Origin of the sequence: Streptomyces sp. NPDC094032 (genome assembly GCF_040303965.1) — a bacterium.
Lineage (GTDB): Bacteria > Actinomycetota > Actinomycetes > Streptomycetales > Streptomycetaceae > Streptomyces.
The window spans coordinates 27,581-44,327 of record NZ_JBEOUE010000029.1 but is presented as its reverse complement, the minus strand read 5'-3'; the positions used below and the strand labels follow the sequence as shown (position 1 = coordinate 44,327).

Below are 16,747 nucleotides of genomic sequence, written 5' to 3'. Positions count from 1 at the left end.
GACGGGGCCCGCGCCGGGGCGGTGCGGGTCCCGTTTGCCGGGTCCGCCCGGTGGTGCGGTAATGGGAACGCCGTATCCCCATCCGCCCCACCAGTGACGCGGGAGCAGCCATGACCGACGGCCCCGAGCCCATCAGCGCCGACGACCTCCGCGAGCTGGAGCGGGAACTCACGGAGCTCCGCGCCGCACGCGGGAAGGTCGCCGCGACCCTGCCGGACGACGACATGGTGGGCGACCACGCGGACGCGGCCGAGGAGCTGGACCGGGCCACCGAGGTCACCCGGCTGGATCAACGCATCACCGAGATCGAGGCGCGGCTGCGCACGGCGCCCGTCGCGGGACCGCCGCCGGCCGACACGGTGGGCCTGGGCAGCACCGTCACCGTGCGCTTCGCGGACGGCGCGGAGTCGACCGTCACGGTCGGCGAGCTCGCCGAGGCCCCGGACCTGAACCTGGTGACCGCCGACAGCCCGCTGGGCCGCGCCCTGCTGGGGCACGGCGCGGGCGACACCGTCACGTACCGGGCGCCGGAGGGCCCCACGACGGCGACGGTGGTGTCCCTCGGGCCGCCGGCCCCGCCGGCCTAGTGCGGGCTGGTGACAAGACTGGCCACCAGGTTGATGGTGGTGGCCAGGATGCTGGCGCCGAAGATGTACGACAGCAGGCAGTGGCGCAGCACCACCGCGCGGACCGCCGTGCTGTCGACGTCGTTGTCGGACACCTGGTAGGTCATGCCGAGGTTGTAGCTGAAGTAGAGGAAGTCGCTGAAGCGGGGCGGCTCGTCGGAGTGGAAGTCGATCCCGCCGCCGGGCTCCCCGTAGTACATGTCCGCGTAGCGCGCGGCGTACATCAGGTGCAGCGCCGCCCAGGCCAGGAAGACGCCGGCGAGCGCGGTCGCCGCCGCGGCGTGCCCGGTGCCGGGGTCGGCGCCCAGGAGCAGCAGCACGATCGCGACCAGGCCGCTCAGCGCGGCCGAGACCACCACGATCTCCGCCAGGAGCGGCCGGAAGTCCTCGCGGCGTACGTTGCGGTGGGTGGTGGCGGCGTCCATGGGCCAGAGCACCACCCAGCCGCTGACGACGAACACCGCCTCGGCGGCGGCGATCCCGGCAAGCGCGCCCAGCGACACCCGGGCCAGCCCGGCGACCACCAGGCCGACGACCACGCCGAGGACGACCGAGCCCACCAGCCGGGGCACCGCTGCCAGCGGCAGCCGTTCGCGTGTCACGGGCTCAGTGGGTCAGCACGACGACGGCCTCGTCGGTGTACGCCAGGAAGGTGAACGTCTCCTGGAAGTACAGCTCGATGCCCTCGGCGTCGTGCGAGGTGTAGCCGATGGAGACGTCCTGGCCGAGCCGCAGCTCGAAGTCGCCGCCCCGGGTGGACAGGACGAACGCGCCGCTGAGCGCCGGGGCCCACAGCGGGGGGCCGTCCAGCATCCGGGCCAGGTGTGCCGCGATCGGGTAGCCGTGGTCGGAGGTCTCGCTGACCTCCCGGTACTCGTCGGCGCCGAGCAGCAGCGTGTACGGCCCGTCGACACCGGCGAGCCGCAGCGCGGTCAGGGCGCGGCTGATCGCGTCCGGGTAGTCGCGCGGCTCGGCGGGCAGGTCGAGCACCGGGTTCGAGGTGCGGGCCCGCAGCCCTTCGACGCCCGCAGCCGCGTAGCCGTCGAAGATCGCCCGGTCCTCGGCGAAGGCCATGGCCCGCGCCGCGTCCTTCACCGGCTGCCAGTCGGAGTCGCTGGAACCGCGCTCGACGTCGTCCACGGCGGCCCTGCTGACGGTGAACGGCACCCGCAGTTCGACCAGCGGCTTCGCATCGCGCAGCCGGGCCGTCACGCCGGGGGCGGGCGGGGCGATCCCGGTGAGGTGTCCGGTGCCGACGGCGGCGAGGCCGGGGCCCGCCGGGTCGGGCACGTCCACGACGCGGCGGCCCGCGACATGACGTCGGAAGGTGCGCCGGGCCTCCTCCTCGATCTGCTCCCAGGCGGCCTGGGTGACGGGGGCGAGTTCGCGGTGCAGGTTGGTGGTGCCGGCCGGGTCGATGGTGGGCGTCATGCCGGGTCACGCTCCTTTCATGCTGCCGATGCCGAGGCCGAGGCCCGCGTCCGTGTCCGTGTCCGTGTCCGTACGGACGGGCGGCGCGGGTGCCGCGTGGACCGCCGCCCTGGCGGCCGCCGCGGTCGGCGGGCCCGGCAGGTCGTCGAAGAAGTCGACGCTCGGCACGTGGAAGAGACAGCCGGTCACGGCCGTGGAGAAGTCGAGGATGCGGTCGGTGGTGCCGGGGGGGTCGCCGAGGAACATATGGGAGAGCATCAGCTCGGTGACGGCGGGCGTGCGGGCGTAGCCGATGAAGTACGTGCCGAACTCACCGCTGCCGACGCTCCCGAACGGCATGTTCGCGCGCAGGATCTGCCGCTCGTTGCCGTCCTCGTCGACGAGGGTGTTGAGCGCGACGTGCGAGTTCGCCGGCTTGACGTCCTCGGGCAGCTCCACGTTGTCCGCCTTGTGGCGGCCGATCGCGCGTTCCTGCTCCTCGACGGTGAGCTCCTGCCAGGCCGTCATGTCGTGCAGGTACTTCTGCACGATCACATAGCTGCCGCCCCGGAACCCGGGGTCCTCGTCCCCGACGAAGACGGCCTCGGCCGCGGCCCCGCCCTCGGGGTTCTCGCTGCCGTCGACGAAGCCCAGCAGGTCGCGGTCGTCGAAGTAGCGGAAGCCGTGCACCTCGTCGACGACGGTCACGGCGCCCGCCAGGCTCCCCACGATCAGCCGGGCCAGCTCGAAGCAGAGGTCCATGCGCTGGGCGCGTACGTGGAAGAGCAGGTCGCCCGGTGTGGCGGGGGCGCGGTGGCGGAGGCCCTCCAGGGGGACGAAGGGGTGCAGCTCGCGCGGGAGCGGGCCCTCGAAGAGCCTGCTCCAGGCGGTGGCGCCGATGCCGGTCACGCAGCTGAGGCCCGCCTCGGGCTCGCGGAAGCCGACGGTGCGGACCAGGCCGGCGAGCCCGTCCAGGGCGTCGCGCGCCACGCTCTCGCCGCCGGGGTTCAGGGTGGCCACGAGGAACACGGCGGCCTTGGTGGGAGGGGCGAGAACGGGCTGCGGGGTGACCACGGGACTCCCTGAGAGGGGGATGAAATGCGCAAAGCGGGCACAGGATCCGGGCCCAGCGTAGCCGGGCCCGGATCCGCCCGCAGTCCGGCGCGGGCGTGCGGGTACGGGCCCGCGCGCCCCGCGCTCATGAGGGTGCTCAGCGCACCCCCGCCCGCTCCGCCGACTCGTCGAGGAAGCCGCCCGACTGGTGCTGCCACAGCTTGGCGTAGGCACCGTCGGCTTCCAGGAGCTCGTGGTGCGAGCCCTGCTCGACGATCCGGCCCCGGTCCAGGACGATCAGCCGGTCCATGTGCGCGACCGTGCTGAGCCGGTGGGCCACCACGAAGGCCGTCCGCCCCTCCATCAGGCGCCACAGGGCGTCCTGGACGAGGATCTCGCTCTCCGAGTCCAGCGCGCTGGTGGCCTCGTCGAGGAGCAGGATCGGCGCGTCGCGCAGGATCGCGCGGGCGAGGGCGACCCGCTGGCGCTGCCCGCCGGAGAGCTTCACCCCGCGCTCGCCCACCATCGTGTCGAAGCCCTCCGGCAGGGTGTCGGCGAACTCCGTGACGTGCGCGGCCTCGGCGGCGCGCCGGACCTCGGCCTCGGTGGCGTCCGGCCGGGCGAACGCGATGTTCTCCCGCAGGGTGCGGTGGAACATGGCCGGGTCCTGCGGGACGTACGCCATCAGGCCGCGCAGGTCGCACTGGCGCATCCGGCTGATGTCCTGGCCGCCGACGAGGATCCGCCCGGCGTCGATGTCGTTCATCCGCAGCAGCAGCCGGGTGAGCGTGGTCTTGCCGCCGCCCGAGCGCCCGACGAGCCCGATCTTCGTGCCGCTGGGCACGGCCAGGTCGAGCCCGTCGAAGAGCGGGTCGCCGCCGCCGTGGGCGAAGGTCACCCGTTCGAAGCGCACATCGGCCTCCCGGGAGCGCGGCGGCTCGGGCACCTCCGGGTCGCGCACGGTCGGCGGGGTGAGCAGCAGCTCGGTGAACTGCGCGGCCTCCGTCATCGAGCTCTCAAGGCGGCGGTAGACCTGGCTGAACTCGAACATGATCCGGGTGGCGTTGGAGTAGTACGTGAAGGCGACGACGACCGCCTCCACGCCGTGGTCCCCGGCGCCGAGCGACAGGGCGAGGACCAGTCCCAGCACATTGGTCAGCACCGACATCGGCGCGACGAGCGTGTCGATGCGCAGGTTGCCGAAGTCCCAGGAGCGCAGCGTCAGCCGCCGCGACTCGGCGACGCGGGACCGGTGCTCGGCGGCCTCGCGCCCCTCGGCGCCGAACGCCCGTACCGTGTCCATGTTCATCAGGCTGTCGGCGACGTGCCCCGACACCCGGGCGATGGCCTCCTCGCGGTCGCGGACCAGAAGCTGCCGGCGGCGGATGAGGGGCCGTACGCAGACACCCGTGAGGGTGATCATCACCAGGAGTCCGGCGACGAGCAGCGGCTCGTACGTCCAGAGCACGACCGAGGCGAAGAGCAGCGGCACGAGGCTGCCCATCACCGAGAAGGTGAGGGTGTCGGCGAACTCCTCGAAGCGGGAGGCGAAGCTCAGGACCCGCTTGGTCAGCGCTCCGGCGAAGTTGTCGTGGAAGAAGGCGGCGTCCTTGGCGAAGAGCTCGTCCATGCCGATGACGTACAGCCGCTCGATGCCGAGGGCGTCGAGGCGGTTCAGACAGTGCAGTCCGAGCCGCCACAGCGTCTCGGCGAGCAGCAGCACACCGGCGAAGCCCAGGACGTAGGGCAGCACCGGACCGAGACCGCCGCCGGAGCCTCCGGCGAGGCGGCCGACCAGCTTCGCGACGAGCAGCGGCGCGATGTAGTAGATCGCGATGTTGCCCAGCGCCGGGAGCAGCATCGCGGGCACGGTCAGACGTCGGAGTCCGACCAGCTCCCGTGCGTAGTAGCGGAGTGCCAGGAGCACCGGGCCCCTGGCGGGTGATTCCCCGGGCGCCTTCGTCGGCGCACCTCCGGGTGTTGCAGACGTACCCATCCCAACCCTGCTTTGTCGGACCTTGAGTGGACAGGTTGGGGAGTGTTCCGCGCGGACGCCGGCGCCGTCCAAGGGTTTTCCTCGCCGCCCGAAAAGGACTTGACAGGCTGTCAGCCCGTCGCGGCCGTCGTTTCCGCCGCACGGCGGCGCCGCGCGTACGCCACCGTCAACACGGCGAGCAGCGGTCCCCACAGAACGAGTGGCGAATAGCAGACATAGAACCAGGCCGCCTCCCAGCCACCGGCCTCGCTCGGGAAGTCGGCGGGGAGCGCGTCGCCCCTGATCGTCCTCCCGGTGATCTGGGTGGCGGGGGTCAGCAGCGTCCACAGGAAGGTGAGGGCGAGCGCCTCGGACAGGACCGAGAGGAAGACCACGTACACCCGTTCACCGGCCCCGATGCCCCGGTCGAAGGCGGCCGGCAGCCGCCACAGGCTCGACGGCAGCACCGCGAGCACCACCCCGTACGCGGCCAGCCGGGTCCGCCGTGACACCCCCGCGACGGGCTCGTGCGCCGCCCGCCACGCGGCACGGACCCGCCCGGGCCGGGCGGCGGCTTCCTCGGGGTGCGCGGGCGATTTCATCAGGGTCCCTCCGTCCCGACGGGCCGGACGGCCCGCACACCCCCGACGGTCGCGTACGGGACGCCGCCCCCGGATCGCCCGGTGGGCCGGACCGGCTCCGCCGCGCGGCCGAGGAGGGGTGCTACCGAGTGCGTACGGGCGCTACGGCCGGGGCGCGGTGAGGATCCCCCGTACGGGTCCGTCGGGCCGCAGGTTGGCGCCGAAGACGGCGCCCCTCGGCGGGGTGGTCAGCGACGGGCGGTACGCCGGGAGCAGGAGGCGCAGCAGGGTGAGCGTCTCCTGGAGCGCGAAGTACTGTCCGAGGCACGCGCGCGCCCCGACGCCGAAGGGCTGGAACGCGGCCGGGTGGTGCGGGCGGTGCCCGCCCGGGAGGAAGCGCCCGGGATCGAAGCGCTCCGGGTCCGGCCACAGCTCGGGGACGCGGTGGGTGAGATAGGGGCAGACCAGGACGCTGGTGCCGGCGGCGATCGGCACACCGTCGAGGACGTCGTCGCGCGCGGCGTGCCGGGGGACGAGCCAGACGGCCGGGTAGAGCCGGAGCGTCTCCTGCACGAGGGCGCCAACGAGCGCGTCGCGAGCGGCGGGGCCGTCGGCCGCCTCGTACGCGGTGAGGAACCGGTCGTGGACGTCGGGGTGCCGGTCGAGCAGGACGAAGAGCCAGCACAGGGTCTGGGCGGTCGTCTCGTGCCCGGCCACGAGCAGCGTGACGAGTTCGTCGCGGATCAGCCGGTCCGTGTACGCGGGCTCCGTCTCGGCGGTGTCCAGGAGCAGATCGAGCAGGTGGGGCGGGCCGTCGGGCCGCGCGTCGGCGCGGCGGGCGCGGGCCAGGCCGATGACGCGGTGGGCGGTGGTATCGATCTGCCGCAGCGCCTCGTCGACGGCGAGCCCGGGATCGGGGCGGGCCCCGGCGAGCGTGGGCAGCGAGGCCACCACGGTGTCGACGGCCGACAGCTCGCGCTCCGTCGCCTCGTCGAGGGCGGTGCCGGTCAGGGTGCGCCAGATGGTGTCGAGCGCGAAGAAGCGCATGTCCCGCCCGATGTCGACCGGCGCCCCGGCGAGCGAGGCCGTCTCCCAGCGGGCGGCGATCCGCTCGGCCGCCGCCGTGATGTGGTGGGCCCAGCGCCGGGTCCCGGCGACGGTGAACCGGGCCTGGAGCAGCTTGCGTTGACGCTTCCACGCGTCGCCCGATGCGGAGATGAGGCCGTCGCCCAGCAGGGCACGCGCGCGGTGCCCGTGCTTGACGTACACCTCCGGACGCCTGGCCAGGATCTCCTGCGTCTGGTCGGGGCCCGTCGCCAGGACGAAGGGCCGGTCGCCGATGCGCAGCGCGGTCAGCGGCCCGGCCTGCGCCGCCTCCCGCAGGAGGTCGACGACACCGGGGGCGGCCGGGGGCGGGGTGGGGCCGGGAACGGCGAGGGTGGTCACGAGTGCCTTCCTGGTGGGCGGGGTTCAGCTGTCGAGGGCTCGGCGCAGGTCGTCCACGGCGGACCGCCACAGCCGGGGCAGCAGGTCGAGCTCCGGCGTCGGCCGGTCGGTGCGGAAGGTGACGTGCAACTGCCCCCGGTACGAGGTCCAGGCGATGAACAGACGCTGCCCCGGTACGAGGACGGGGATCGGGTACACCCGGCGCACCGGGGCCCCGGCGAACTCCAGGACCCGCCGCAGCCGGACGTCGGCAACGCTCAGCGCCGCCGTGCGCGGGTCGATGGCGCGTCGCAGGGCGAACCGGTCCAGCAGGGGCCAGCGCGCCCGCAGCCGGTGCGCGCGCAGACCGCGCCCGACCAGCCGCTCCCCGGGCACGCCCTGGACCAGGCACCGCAGCCGCGCGAGCGGATCGGGCTCGTCGACGGGGAGTTCGACACTCAGCACGCCGACCTGGTTGCCGACCGGCCGGACGGGCGTCGCCGGCGGCCGCAGGCTGATCCCGAGGTTGGCCCGGAGCGGCACGACGCCCGCGAGCGGGGCCCATTCCCGCGCCGTGGCGGTAGCGAGCGCGAGACACAGCTGGTGCAGCGAGGCCCCGGCGGCGCGGGCGGCGCGGAAGAGGACGGCGGTGTCGAGACGGAGGGTGACGAGGCTGCCGGGGGTGCCGTCGGGGGCGCTTTCGGGGTCGCCTTCGGGGGCACCGCGCCGCTCGGAGTCGGGGTCCCCCTCGGCGAGCGGCACCGGTGCCGCACCCGGCTCCGGCCCGAAGAGCGCCTCGACGGCGGCCATCGCCGCGAGGCCGTCCTGGAACGCGTGATGGACGCGGTAGCAGAGCGCGTACCCCGTCTCCCCCGGTCCGCTCGGCCGGACGAGCCACACGCCCCAGAGCGGCCGGTCCTCGGGGAGCGGGCGGTCGAGCACGGCCGCCAGGTCGGCGTCCGCCGCGTGGGCGGGCCGCGCGGGGCGCGCCACCTCGTACACGTGCCGGGCGACGTCGAAGTCGGGGTCCTGGGCCCAGTAGGGGCGCCCGCCCGAGAGACCGTAGGGGCGGTACGTCAGTTCCGGCACGCTCCGGATCCGCGCGCGCAGATGCTCGGCCAGCTCGCTCGCGGCGGGCGGCGGCCCGTCCAGGCGCAGCACGGCGCCGAGGATCATGTCGCCGCCGTGGCGGGCCAGTTCTAGGGTGATCCGGTCCCGGTCCGTCAGGGCGATCCGGGGCGGCGGGGGCGGGCCGACGCGCGGCGCGGGGACGCGGACGGCCCTCGCGCGGGTGCGGGCGGTCATGCGGCGGCGAGGACGAGGGCCACGTTGTGGCCGCCGAACCCGACGGAGAGCGACAGGGCGGCGTCGATGCGCGCCGCGCGCCCGGCGCCGGACACGTCGACCTCGATGCCAGGACCGGGCACGGTGAGGTTGGCGGTCGGCGGCACGACCCCCTTCTGGAGGGAGAGCGCGGTGAGCGCGGCCTCCACCGCACCCGCCGCCCCCATCAGATGCCCGGTGACCCCCTTGGTGGACGTGACGGAGGGGCGGTGGGTGAACGCCCGGGCCAGCGCGGCGCTTTCGATCGCATCACCGCGGGGTGTACTCGTGCCGTGCGCGTTGACGTGCTGGATGTCGCGCCGCTGGAGACCCGCGTCGCGCAGAGCGTCGTCGACGGCGGCGGCGATGCCGGTGCCCTCCGGGTGGGGGGCGACGGCGTGATGGGCGTCGGAGGCGGACCCGTGCCCGACGATCCGCGCCCTGACCCTGGCCCCACGGGCGGCGGCGTGCCCCGGCCGCTCCAGGACGAGGAAGCCGGCCCCCTCGGCGATGAGGAAGCCGTCCCGCTGCGCGTCGAACGGACGGGAGGCGCCGAGCGGGTCCTCGTACCGGCGGGACAGGGCGCCGAGCCGGTCGAAGCCACGCAGGTGGTACGGGGTGAGGCCGGCCTCCGTACCCCCGACGAGGACGATGTCGCAGCGGTCGAGCGCCAGCATGTCGCAGGCCATCGCCAGGGCGGTCGCGCCGGAGGCGCAGGCCGTGTTGACGACGGCGCTGGTGCCGCGCGCGCCGAAGGCCATCGACACCAGCGCGGCGGGCGAGTTGGAGAGGCTGCTGGGCAGCGCCAGCGGCGGGACGTCGTCGGGTGCGGTGTCGAGGAGCGGGAGATAGTGCTCGTACGTCTCCGCGCCGGCCGTTCCCGAGCCGACGAGGACGGCGACCCGGGCGCCGTCCCAGGCCGCCGGGTCGAGGCCGGCGTCGTCCAGCGCCTCCCGCGCGGCCAGCAGGGCGAACTGACCGGCCCGGTCGGGCTTCCAGCGGCGGGCCCCGGCAAGACGCGCGGGGTCGAACTCCGGCACCCGGCCCACCACGAACGCACCGTGCGCGTTCCGGTGGAGGGCCGCCGCGGGCTCCCCCGCGCACACCCGGCGCCAGCTGTCCGCGCGCCCGTCCCCCGCGGGTGTGAGCAGTCCGACCCCGGTGATGGCGGCGTCGGTCACCGCCCCGCTCCCGCGTGCTGCCCCACGGCCGTGGCCACGTCGGCGAGGGTGGCCGCGGACAGGATCTCCTCCTCGGGGATCCTGATGCCCTTCTCCTGGCGCAGGATCAGGGCGAGTTCGGCCGCGAACAGCGAGTCGAGGCCCGCCTCGTCCCGCAGGGCGTCCGGCTTCAACTCCTCCGGCGGCATACCCATGCCGATGAGGGTGCTCTTGAGCTCGTCGAAGGTCATGGCGCTCCTGGATCGTGCGGGAGGGCGGCTGCCGCGCGTACGGCACCGCGGTGCGAACCGACCGGATATTACCGTGCGAACGCGGGCAGTTACGTACGGTAGTCTCCCTCGGCGGCAGGATCACCGGTCCAGGAGGGGAAGCGTGACGGCGCACGAAACGGTGGACTACGTCGACGCGGACGACCGTCCGGTGACGCGCGGACCACGCGGCGGGGCCGCGGCCCGCGGCCTGTACTACCGGGTGGCCGCGACCGTCTGCGCGGACTCCGCCGGACGCCTCCTGGTCTACCGCCGGTCGGCCCGGGCCTCGGTCTATCCGGCCCACCACGACATCCTGATCGGCGGCTGCCCCCGGGCCGGCGAGGGCTACGCGGAGGCCGCGGCCCGTGAACTGCGCGAGGAATTGGGCGTGCCGGCCGCGCCCCGCCTGGTGCTCCACGAGCCGCGCCCGTCCCCGGTCGGGCGCTGCTGGCTCGCCGTGCACGTGGCGGAGATCCCGGCGCCGTCGAGCGTCGACCCGGGGGAGATCGCCGCCCACTTCTTCGTCCCGCCGCGGGAGCTCCTGGACCGGCCGCCGTCCCCGTTCGTCCCCGAAGGCCGCCGCGTTCTGGCCCGACTCCTCGACCAGGGGCTGCTGTTGAACGGGCCCCTCCCCACCACCACCCCCACCGCCCGTCCGACGTGAGAAGGCCACCGTCAACACCGTGAAGACCGTGAACACCGCGAACGCATCACCGACGCCGACGGCCACCGCCCCCACGAATCTGCCCTCCCCCGCCGGCCCCGCCTCCTCCGCCGTCCCCGCCGTCGTGCGCTGCCGGACGCTGCTGGCCCGGCGGGTCGTCGCCGGAGTCGGCCCGGACGGTCTGCTGCCCGCCCCGTGCGAGAGCCGGGTGCTGGAGTCCGCCCTCGCCCTGGCCCTCCTGACGGCGGAGGGGGCCGAGCGGGACGCGACCGCCCGCCTCACCGCGTACCTGCGCACCACCCTGCGCACCAGCCCGCCCGACCCCTTCCAGCGCGCCGTCGCCCGTGCGGTCCTCGGTGGCGGCGGCGACGCGGACGTGGCGCCCGACGCCGGTCTCGACGGCTTCGACCACTTCACCGCCGGGCGCAAGCGGCTGATGTTCGGGACGGTGCTCGCCGCGCTCGGCGCGAGCGCCTTCCCCGCGGTGCCCTGGGAGGCGTACGACACGCGGCCCCAACAGAGCTGGCTGCACATGGAGATGAAGGCGCTGAAGGTGCTCGCCGCGTACGGCACGCACCGCCCCGAGGTCGTGCGCGCGGAGGACTGGCACGCCCTCCTGCCCGCCCTCGACCCCGGCCCCGCGTGGGAGCGCAACAACCTGGCGCAGTTGCTCGCGCTGCTCGCCCTGCGCCACTCCCCCCGCCACCGCCGCGCCCTCGGCGACGTGCTCAAGCACGTCGCGGGCCGGCTGCGGCCCGACGGCGGCGTGCCGTTCATCGACGGGATGACCGTCTTCACCACCGCCGCCGCCGGCCTCGCCCTCTCGCTGCTGCCCGCGCCCCCGGCGTGCGTGACGCCGATGGCCGACGCCCTCGCGCTGCGCCGCAATCCCGACGGCGGTTACGGCTTCCACTCCGGCGTCGCGCAGAGCGACGTCGACGACACCTGCTACGTCCTGGAGTTCCTCCGCCGCGCGGCGCCCGACCGGCACCGGGCGGCCGTCGCGGAGGCCGAGGGCTATCTGCTCGGCGTCCGCAATCCCGACGGCGGCTTCCCCACCTTCGCCCGCGGTACGAGTTCCGAGATCGCGATGACCGCCGCGGCGGCGAGCGCGTTGGCACCCCACCCCGGCCTGCGGGACGTGGTGGCCGAGGCCGTGCGCTACGTGGTGCGCAACCAGCGGCCGGACGGCACCTTCGAGCGCAGTTGGAGCCGCAACGCGACCAACGCCGTGTTCCGCGCGGTGCTGGCGCTGAACGGCATCGAGGCGTACGGGCCCGAGCGGGCGTCCCGGGCGGCCGCGGCCGAGCGGTCGCTCGCCCATCTCGCCGCCACCCAGCACGCGGACGGCGGCTGGGGCCACGCCGACACCGAGCCGAGCGACCCGATCAGCACGGCCTACGCCGTCATCGCCCTGGCCTCCGGCGGGCCGCTCCGCCCCGGCGGGCCGCTCGACCGGGCGCTGGCCTACCTGATCGCGCGCCAGCACCCCGACGGCGGCTACCGCAGCCGCCCCGACCAGGCGGGACCGAGGCCCTTGCTGTACGACGTGCCGGCCCTGGCGGACGTCTTCGTCCTGCTGGCCCTGGCCCACGCCACCGGCGCCCCGGGCGCGCGGGGCGGTGCGCGATGAGCGTGACCGCGCGGCCCGCCGTCCTCGTCCCCCGCCAGGCACCGGGCGGTGTGCCGCTGCTGGGCCACGGCCTCGCGATGCAGCGCCGCCGGCTCGCCCTCCTGGAGCGGCTCCAGCGGCTCGACGACGGTCTCGTAGCCCTCCGCCTGGGACCGGAGCGGATGCTGATGGCGACCGACCACCAGCTGGTCCGCGAGCTCCTGGTCCAGCGGGCCGACGACTTCGGCCCCAGTCCGCAGTACCGGCTGATGGAGCCGGTCACCGGCCAAGGGCTGCTGCTGTCCGAGGGCGCCTTCCACCGGCGTCAGCGCCGCCTCATCCGGCCGGCCTTCCGGCACACCCGGGTCCGCCACTACGCGGCGCACATGACCGAGCTGGCCCGGACCTGGACGGACGGCCTGGGCGACGGGCGGACCGTGGCCGTGGACGAGGAGTTCGGCCACCTCGCCACCTCCCTCGTGGTCCGCAGCCTCTTCACCCAGGGCGTCACCGAGGAGGAGGCGGCGTCCGTGGTCGAGGCCATGACCGACGTCATGGCCTGGGTCGGGGCGCGCGGATCGGACCCGCTGCCGTTCCTGGCGAAGCTGCCCACCCGGGTCAACCGGCGCTTCGCCCGTGCCGCGCACACGCTGCACACCCTGGTGGACGCCGTCATCGCGCACCGGCACGGCCTGGGCGAGCGGGCCCCGGACGACCTGCTGACCTGGCTGCTCGGCACGACCGACGCCGAGACCGGCGAGCGGATGTCCGACCGGCAGGTCCACGACGAGGTGATGACCCTCCTGACCGCCGGCGCCGAGACGACCTCCCGCACCCTCTCCTGGTGCCTGTACCTGCTGGCCCGGCACCCCGAGGCCGAGGAGCGGCTGCACGCCGAGGTGGACGCCGTGCTCGCCGGACAGGCCGCCGGCTTCGACGACCTGCCCCGCCTCCCGTACACCCGGCGGGTGCTCACCGAGACGATGCGGCTCTACCCGTCGGGCTACCTGCTCTCCCGCGCCGCCCTCCGCGACACCCGGCTCGGCCCCTACGCGGTGCCCGCCGGAACCACGGTGCTCTTCTCCCCGTACGCGCTCCACCGCGATCCCCGGCTCTTCGCGGCACCGGACCGCTTCCTCCCCGACCGCTGGCTGCCCGAGCGCGCGGCCGAGGTGACGCCCGCCGCGTACCTGCCCTTCGGTCTCGGCCAGCACGGCTGCCTCGGCGAGAGGTTCGCCTGGACGGAGATGAGCATCGTCCTGGCCACCCTGGCCGCCCGCTGGCGCCTGCGCCCCCTGACCACCGCCGCCGTCGCCCCCACCCCGCTGTTCTCCCTCTCCTGCGGCCGCCTCCCGATGCGCGCCCACCGGCGCGGGGCGGGGGCCTGACCCGGCCGTCACCCGTTCGGCCGAAGTGAGCAGGTCGCGCCCGGTACCGGCGGTGTGGACTGGACCGGACTGCGAGGAGGACGCGGCATGCGCGAACAGACACCCGGCACGCAGGTGGCGGAGATCGCCCTGCGGGCGTGCTTCTGCGCCGGCGAGATGGCCGGCCTGGAACAGCACCTCGCGGGCCGCCCGGGCGTACGCTCGGCGACGATCGACCGCACCACGGCGACGGCCCACCTCGCCTTCGACCCTTCGGTGACCAGCGCGGACCGCCTGGCCGGGGACCTGGAGCAAGCGGGCTACCCCTGCGACTGCGTGGACTGCCCCGACTCCTGCTGCCAGCCGGGACATCCGGCGGTGGGGGTGGGGGACGAGGACCACGGCGAGCACGGCGAGCACATGGAGCACGGCGACCACACAGAGCACTCCGGGCACGGTTCCGGTCACGACGAACACGCCGGCCACGGTGCGGCGGCCGTCAACGACATGCTCCGCAGGTTCGTCGTCTGTGCGGTGCTGACGATCCCGATCGTCGTGTTCTCGCCGATCGGCCACAGTCTCGGCGTCGACGTGGAGCGGCCGCTGGGGATGTCGATGGCGTGGTTCGGGCTGATCCTGGCCACGCCGGTGGTCTTCTGGGGCGGCTGGCCGTTCCTGTCGTCGGCGGCGCGGTCGCTGCGCCACGGCGACGTCACGATGATGACGCTGATCTCCGTCGGCGTGCTGGTGGCATATCTGTACTCGGTGTTCGCGACCTTCGCCGGGCAGGAGGACGTGTACTTCGAGGCCGCGGCGATGCTGACCACGCTGAGCCTGATCGGGCACTGGCTGGAGATGCGGTCCCGGTTCGCCACCGGCCGGGCCGTGGAGGCGCTGCTGACCCTGGCGCCGCCGACCGCGCGCGTACGGCGCGACGGGGCGGAGCGCGAGGTGCCGCTGGACGAGGTCGTGGTGGGTGACGCGGTCTTGGTGCGGCCCGGGGAGAAGGTCCCGGTCGACGGCACGGTCGGGGACGGGACCAGCTACGTCGACGAGTCGATGATCACCGGTGAGCCGGTGCCCGTGGCGAAGGCGGCGGGCGACCGGGTCGTCGGCGGGTCCATCAACACCACCGGCGCGTTCACGTTCACGGCGACGGCCGTGGGCGCGGACACCGCGCTGGCCCGGATCGTACAGATGGTCCGCAACGCGCAGGCGTCCAAGGCCCCGGCGCAGCGCCTGGCCGACAAGGCGGGCCGCTACCTCGTCTTCGTGGCGCTGGGGGCGGGTGTGCTGACGTTCCTGGCGTGGAGCGTCTTCGGCGGCGACCACGGCATCGGCTTCGCGGTGACGGCGGCGGTCTCGGCGATCGTGATCGCGTGTCCGGACGCGCTGGCGCTGGCGACGCCGACCGCGATCACGGTCGGCATCGGTCAGGGGGCGCGCGGGGGTGTGCTGTTCAAGAACGCGACCGCGCTGGAGAACACGGCGGGGATCACCTCGGTCGTGTTCGACAAGACGGGCACGCTGACCGAGGGAAAGCCGGCGGTCACGGACATCGTGGCCTCGCCCGGGGTGTCGGACGAGCGGGTGCTCGCGGCGGCCGCGGCGGTGGACCGGCAGTCCCAGCACCCGTTGGCCGACGCGATCGTGGGCGCGGCGCGGGCCCGTGACCTGGACGTGGCCGAGGCGTCGGGCTTCGACTCCGTGCCGGGTCACGGAGTGACGGCGCTGGTCGAGGGTGTGACCGTGCTCGTGGGCAACCTGCGCCTGATGCGGCGCGAGCACGTCGACGCCTCGGCCCTGACCGGCACCGCGACCGAGCTGGCCGCGTCCGGGAAGACGGCGATGTACGTGGCGGCGGACGGCAAGGCGCTCGGGCTGATCGCGGTGGCGGACCCGGTCCGCGCGTCCGCCCCGGTCGCGGTGAGCGGCCTGCGCGCGCAGGACATCGGGACCGTGATGCTCACCGGCGACCAGCGGGGCACGGCGGAGGCCGTCGCGGCGGCGACCGGCATCGACACGGTGATCGCCGAGGTGCTCCCCGAGGACAAGGCCGCCAACGTCACGGCGCTCCAGGACGGCGGGGCGCGGGTGGCGATGGTCGGCGACGGGGTGAACGACGCTCCGGCCCTCGCCCAGGCGGACGTGGGCATCGCCATCGGAGCCGGTACCGACGTGGCCGTGGAGACCGCCGACGTGGTGCTCGTGCACGACGACCCGGCCGACGTCGCGTACGCCGTCACCGTGGCCCGCGCGACCCGCCGCAAGATCAAGCAGAACCTGTTCTGGGCCGCGATCTACAACCTGCTGGCCATCCCGGTGGCCGCGGGCGTCCTGTACCCCGCCTGGGGGATCCAGCTCCGCCCGGAGTGGGCGGCCCTCCTCATGAGCGCGTCGACCATCATCGTCACGTTCAACGCCCTCCTGCTCCGCAGGCTCCGCCCGCCCTCGCGCTGAACTCCCGGTCCCGCCACGCCCCGTGCGAGGATCCCGGCATGAATGATCTGCGCGTACGTCCGGCCGAGGAGGCCGATCTCTCCACCCTCGTCCGCCTGCGCGACGAGGCGGCCCGCTGGATGCTGGCCCGGGGCGTGACGGGCCAGTGGCGCCCCGGGGAGCTGGGCGAGGACCACTTCCGTCGCGTCATGGAGCGGGACGAGGTGTGGCTGGCGGAGAGCTCCGGGGCGGTCGTCGGCGCCTGGGAGCTGTGGTGGGAGGACGAGTCGGCGTGGGGACCCCAGCCGCCGGTGGCGGGGTACGTACACCGGCTGATGGTCGACCGGGCCACCGCCGCACCAGGCACGGGACGGCGCCTCCTGGAGGCCGCCGAAGCCCGGGTGGCGGCGACCGGCCGCACCCACGCCCGCCTGGACTGCCTGACCACCAACACGCCGCTCACCGCCTACTACCGGGCGGCCGGCTACGAGGTCACGGGCCACAAGGAGGCCAAGCCGCAGCCCGGCGCGGCCCCCAAGTCCTTCACCCTCCTGGAGAAGCGCCTGTGACACCCCTCCGGCTCCCTGCCGGAGGCCGGATCTCCCGATCCGCATGAAATCGGGGTCCCCCCTTGCCACAATGTGCCCACGGGACCGCCCCGGCGCTGACGCCGGGGGGAGCGGGGGGACGCAGTGGCCGAACGGCCTTCCGTGGACACGGACATCGCCGCCCTGCTGACCACGATGCGGGGACACGCCCCTGCACCAGCTGCTGACGCCTCGGGCGGCGACTCCCGCCGTCCGCGCCCGCGACCGGGTGTCCGTGGCAGACGTCGTGTCT

The 16,747-nt window shown here is 74.6% G+C and carries 15 protein-coding genes; 6 read left to right on the top strand and 9 right to left on the bottom strand.

The genetic code is table 11. The features are described from left to right. The first annotated feature begins 110 nt into the window (after positions 1–110). Positions 111–587 carry a GreA/GreB family elongation factor gene (locus ABTZ54_RS30470; RefSeq protein ID WP_351669328.1) on the top strand — a complete coding sequence of 159 codons (477 nt, stop codon included), beginning with the start codon at positions 111–113 and terminating at the stop codon, positions 585–587. Here ABTZ54_RS30470 and ABTZ54_RS30465 read toward each other — a convergent pair. From ABTZ54_RS30465 to ABTZ54_RS30425, 9 genes are all read right to left on the bottom strand, one after another. Beyond that, positions 584–1,228 (bottom strand): DUF1345 domain-containing protein, encoded by a 645-nt coding sequence (locus tag ABTZ54_RS30465; RefSeq protein WP_351669326.1) that lies wholly within the window; start codon positions 1,226–1,228, stop codon positions 584–586. The two genes, ABTZ54_RS30470 and ABTZ54_RS30465, sit on opposite strands and share 4 nt — an antisense overlap. A gap of 4 nt (positions 1,229–1,232) precedes the next feature. Beyond that, entirely contained in the window at positions 1,233–2,057 is an 825-nt protein-coding gene (locus ABTZ54_RS30460) for a family 1 encapsulin nanocompartment shell protein (RefSeq protein WP_351669324.1), read from the bottom strand. A gap of 6 nt (positions 2,058–2,063) precedes the next feature. After that, positions 2,064–3,110, bottom strand: a complete 1,047-nt coding sequence (locus ABTZ54_RS30455; RefSeq protein ID WP_351669322.1) for a Dyp-type peroxidase — start codon at positions 3,108–3,110, stop codon at positions 2,064–2,066. Between the two features lie 136 nt (positions 3,111–3,246). After that, the gene (locus ABTZ54_RS30450; protein WP_351669320.1) at positions 3,247–5,085 is read right to left on the bottom strand and encodes an ABC transporter ATP-binding protein; all 1,839 of its coding nucleotides are present in this window, start codon (positions 5,083–5,085) and stop codon (positions 3,247–3,249) included. Positions 5,086–5,195: 110 nt separating this feature from the next. Continuing rightward, a complete protein-coding gene (locus tag ABTZ54_RS30445; protein ID WP_351669318.1) occupies positions 5,196–5,666 on the bottom strand; it encodes a hypothetical protein in 471 nt (156 codons plus the stop codon). A gap of 141 nt (positions 5,667–5,807) precedes the next feature. Then, positions 5,808–7,091, bottom strand: coding sequence for a cytochrome P450 (locus ABTZ54_RS30440; protein WP_351669316.1), 1,284 nt, complete (start codon positions 7,089–7,091; stop codon positions 5,808–5,810). A gap of 24 nt (positions 7,092–7,115) precedes the next feature. After that, positions 7,116–8,375, bottom strand: coding sequence for a wax ester/triacylglycerol synthase domain-containing protein (locus tag ABTZ54_RS30435; protein WP_351669314.1), 1,260 nt, complete (start codon positions 8,373–8,375; stop codon positions 7,116–7,118). Next, positions 8,372–9,574, bottom strand: coding sequence for a beta-ketoacyl-[acyl-carrier-protein] synthase family protein (locus tag ABTZ54_RS30430; protein WP_351669312.1), 1,203 nt, complete (start codon positions 9,572–9,574; stop codon positions 8,372–8,374). The genes ABTZ54_RS30435 and ABTZ54_RS30430 overlap by 4 nt, the downstream gene beginning before the upstream one ends. Then, positions 9,571–9,804, bottom strand: coding sequence for an acyl carrier protein (locus ABTZ54_RS30425; protein ID WP_351669311.1), 234 nt, complete (start codon positions 9,802–9,804; stop codon positions 9,571–9,573). The genes ABTZ54_RS30430 and ABTZ54_RS30425 overlap by 4 nt, the downstream gene beginning before the upstream one ends. A 142-nt stretch (positions 9,805–9,946) precedes the next feature. Between ABTZ54_RS30425 and ABTZ54_RS30420 the strand changes: the two genes are divergently transcribed. From ABTZ54_RS30420 to ABTZ54_RS30400, 5 genes are all read left to right on the top strand, one after another. Next, positions 9,947–10,489, top strand: coding sequence for an NUDIX domain-containing protein (locus tag ABTZ54_RS30420; protein ID WP_351669310.1), 543 nt, complete (start codon positions 9,947–9,949; stop codon positions 10,487–10,489). 19 nt (positions 10,490–10,508) lie between these two features. After that, a complete protein-coding gene (locus ABTZ54_RS30415) occupies positions 10,509–12,122 on the top strand; it encodes a drimenyl diphosphate synthase (protein ID WP_351669308.1) in 1,614 nt (537 codons plus the stop codon). Next, the gene (locus ABTZ54_RS30410) at positions 12,119–13,489 is read left to right on the top strand and encodes a cytochrome P450 (protein WP_351669306.1); all 1,371 of its coding nucleotides are present in this window, start codon (positions 12,119–12,121) and stop codon (positions 13,487–13,489) included. Before ABTZ54_RS30415 ends, ABTZ54_RS30410 begins: the two co-directional genes overlap by 4 nt. A gap of 87 nt (positions 13,490–13,576) precedes the next feature. After that, positions 13,577–15,928, top strand: a complete 2,352-nt coding sequence (locus tag ABTZ54_RS30405; protein ID WP_351669304.1) for a heavy metal translocating P-type ATPase — start codon at positions 13,577–13,579, stop codon at positions 15,926–15,928. Between the two features lie 38 nt (positions 15,929–15,966). After that, a complete protein-coding gene (locus ABTZ54_RS30400) occupies positions 15,967–16,476 on the top strand; it encodes a GNAT family N-acetyltransferase (protein ID WP_351669302.1) in 510 nt (169 codons plus the stop codon). Positions 16,477–16,747 lie beyond the last annotated feature (271 nt).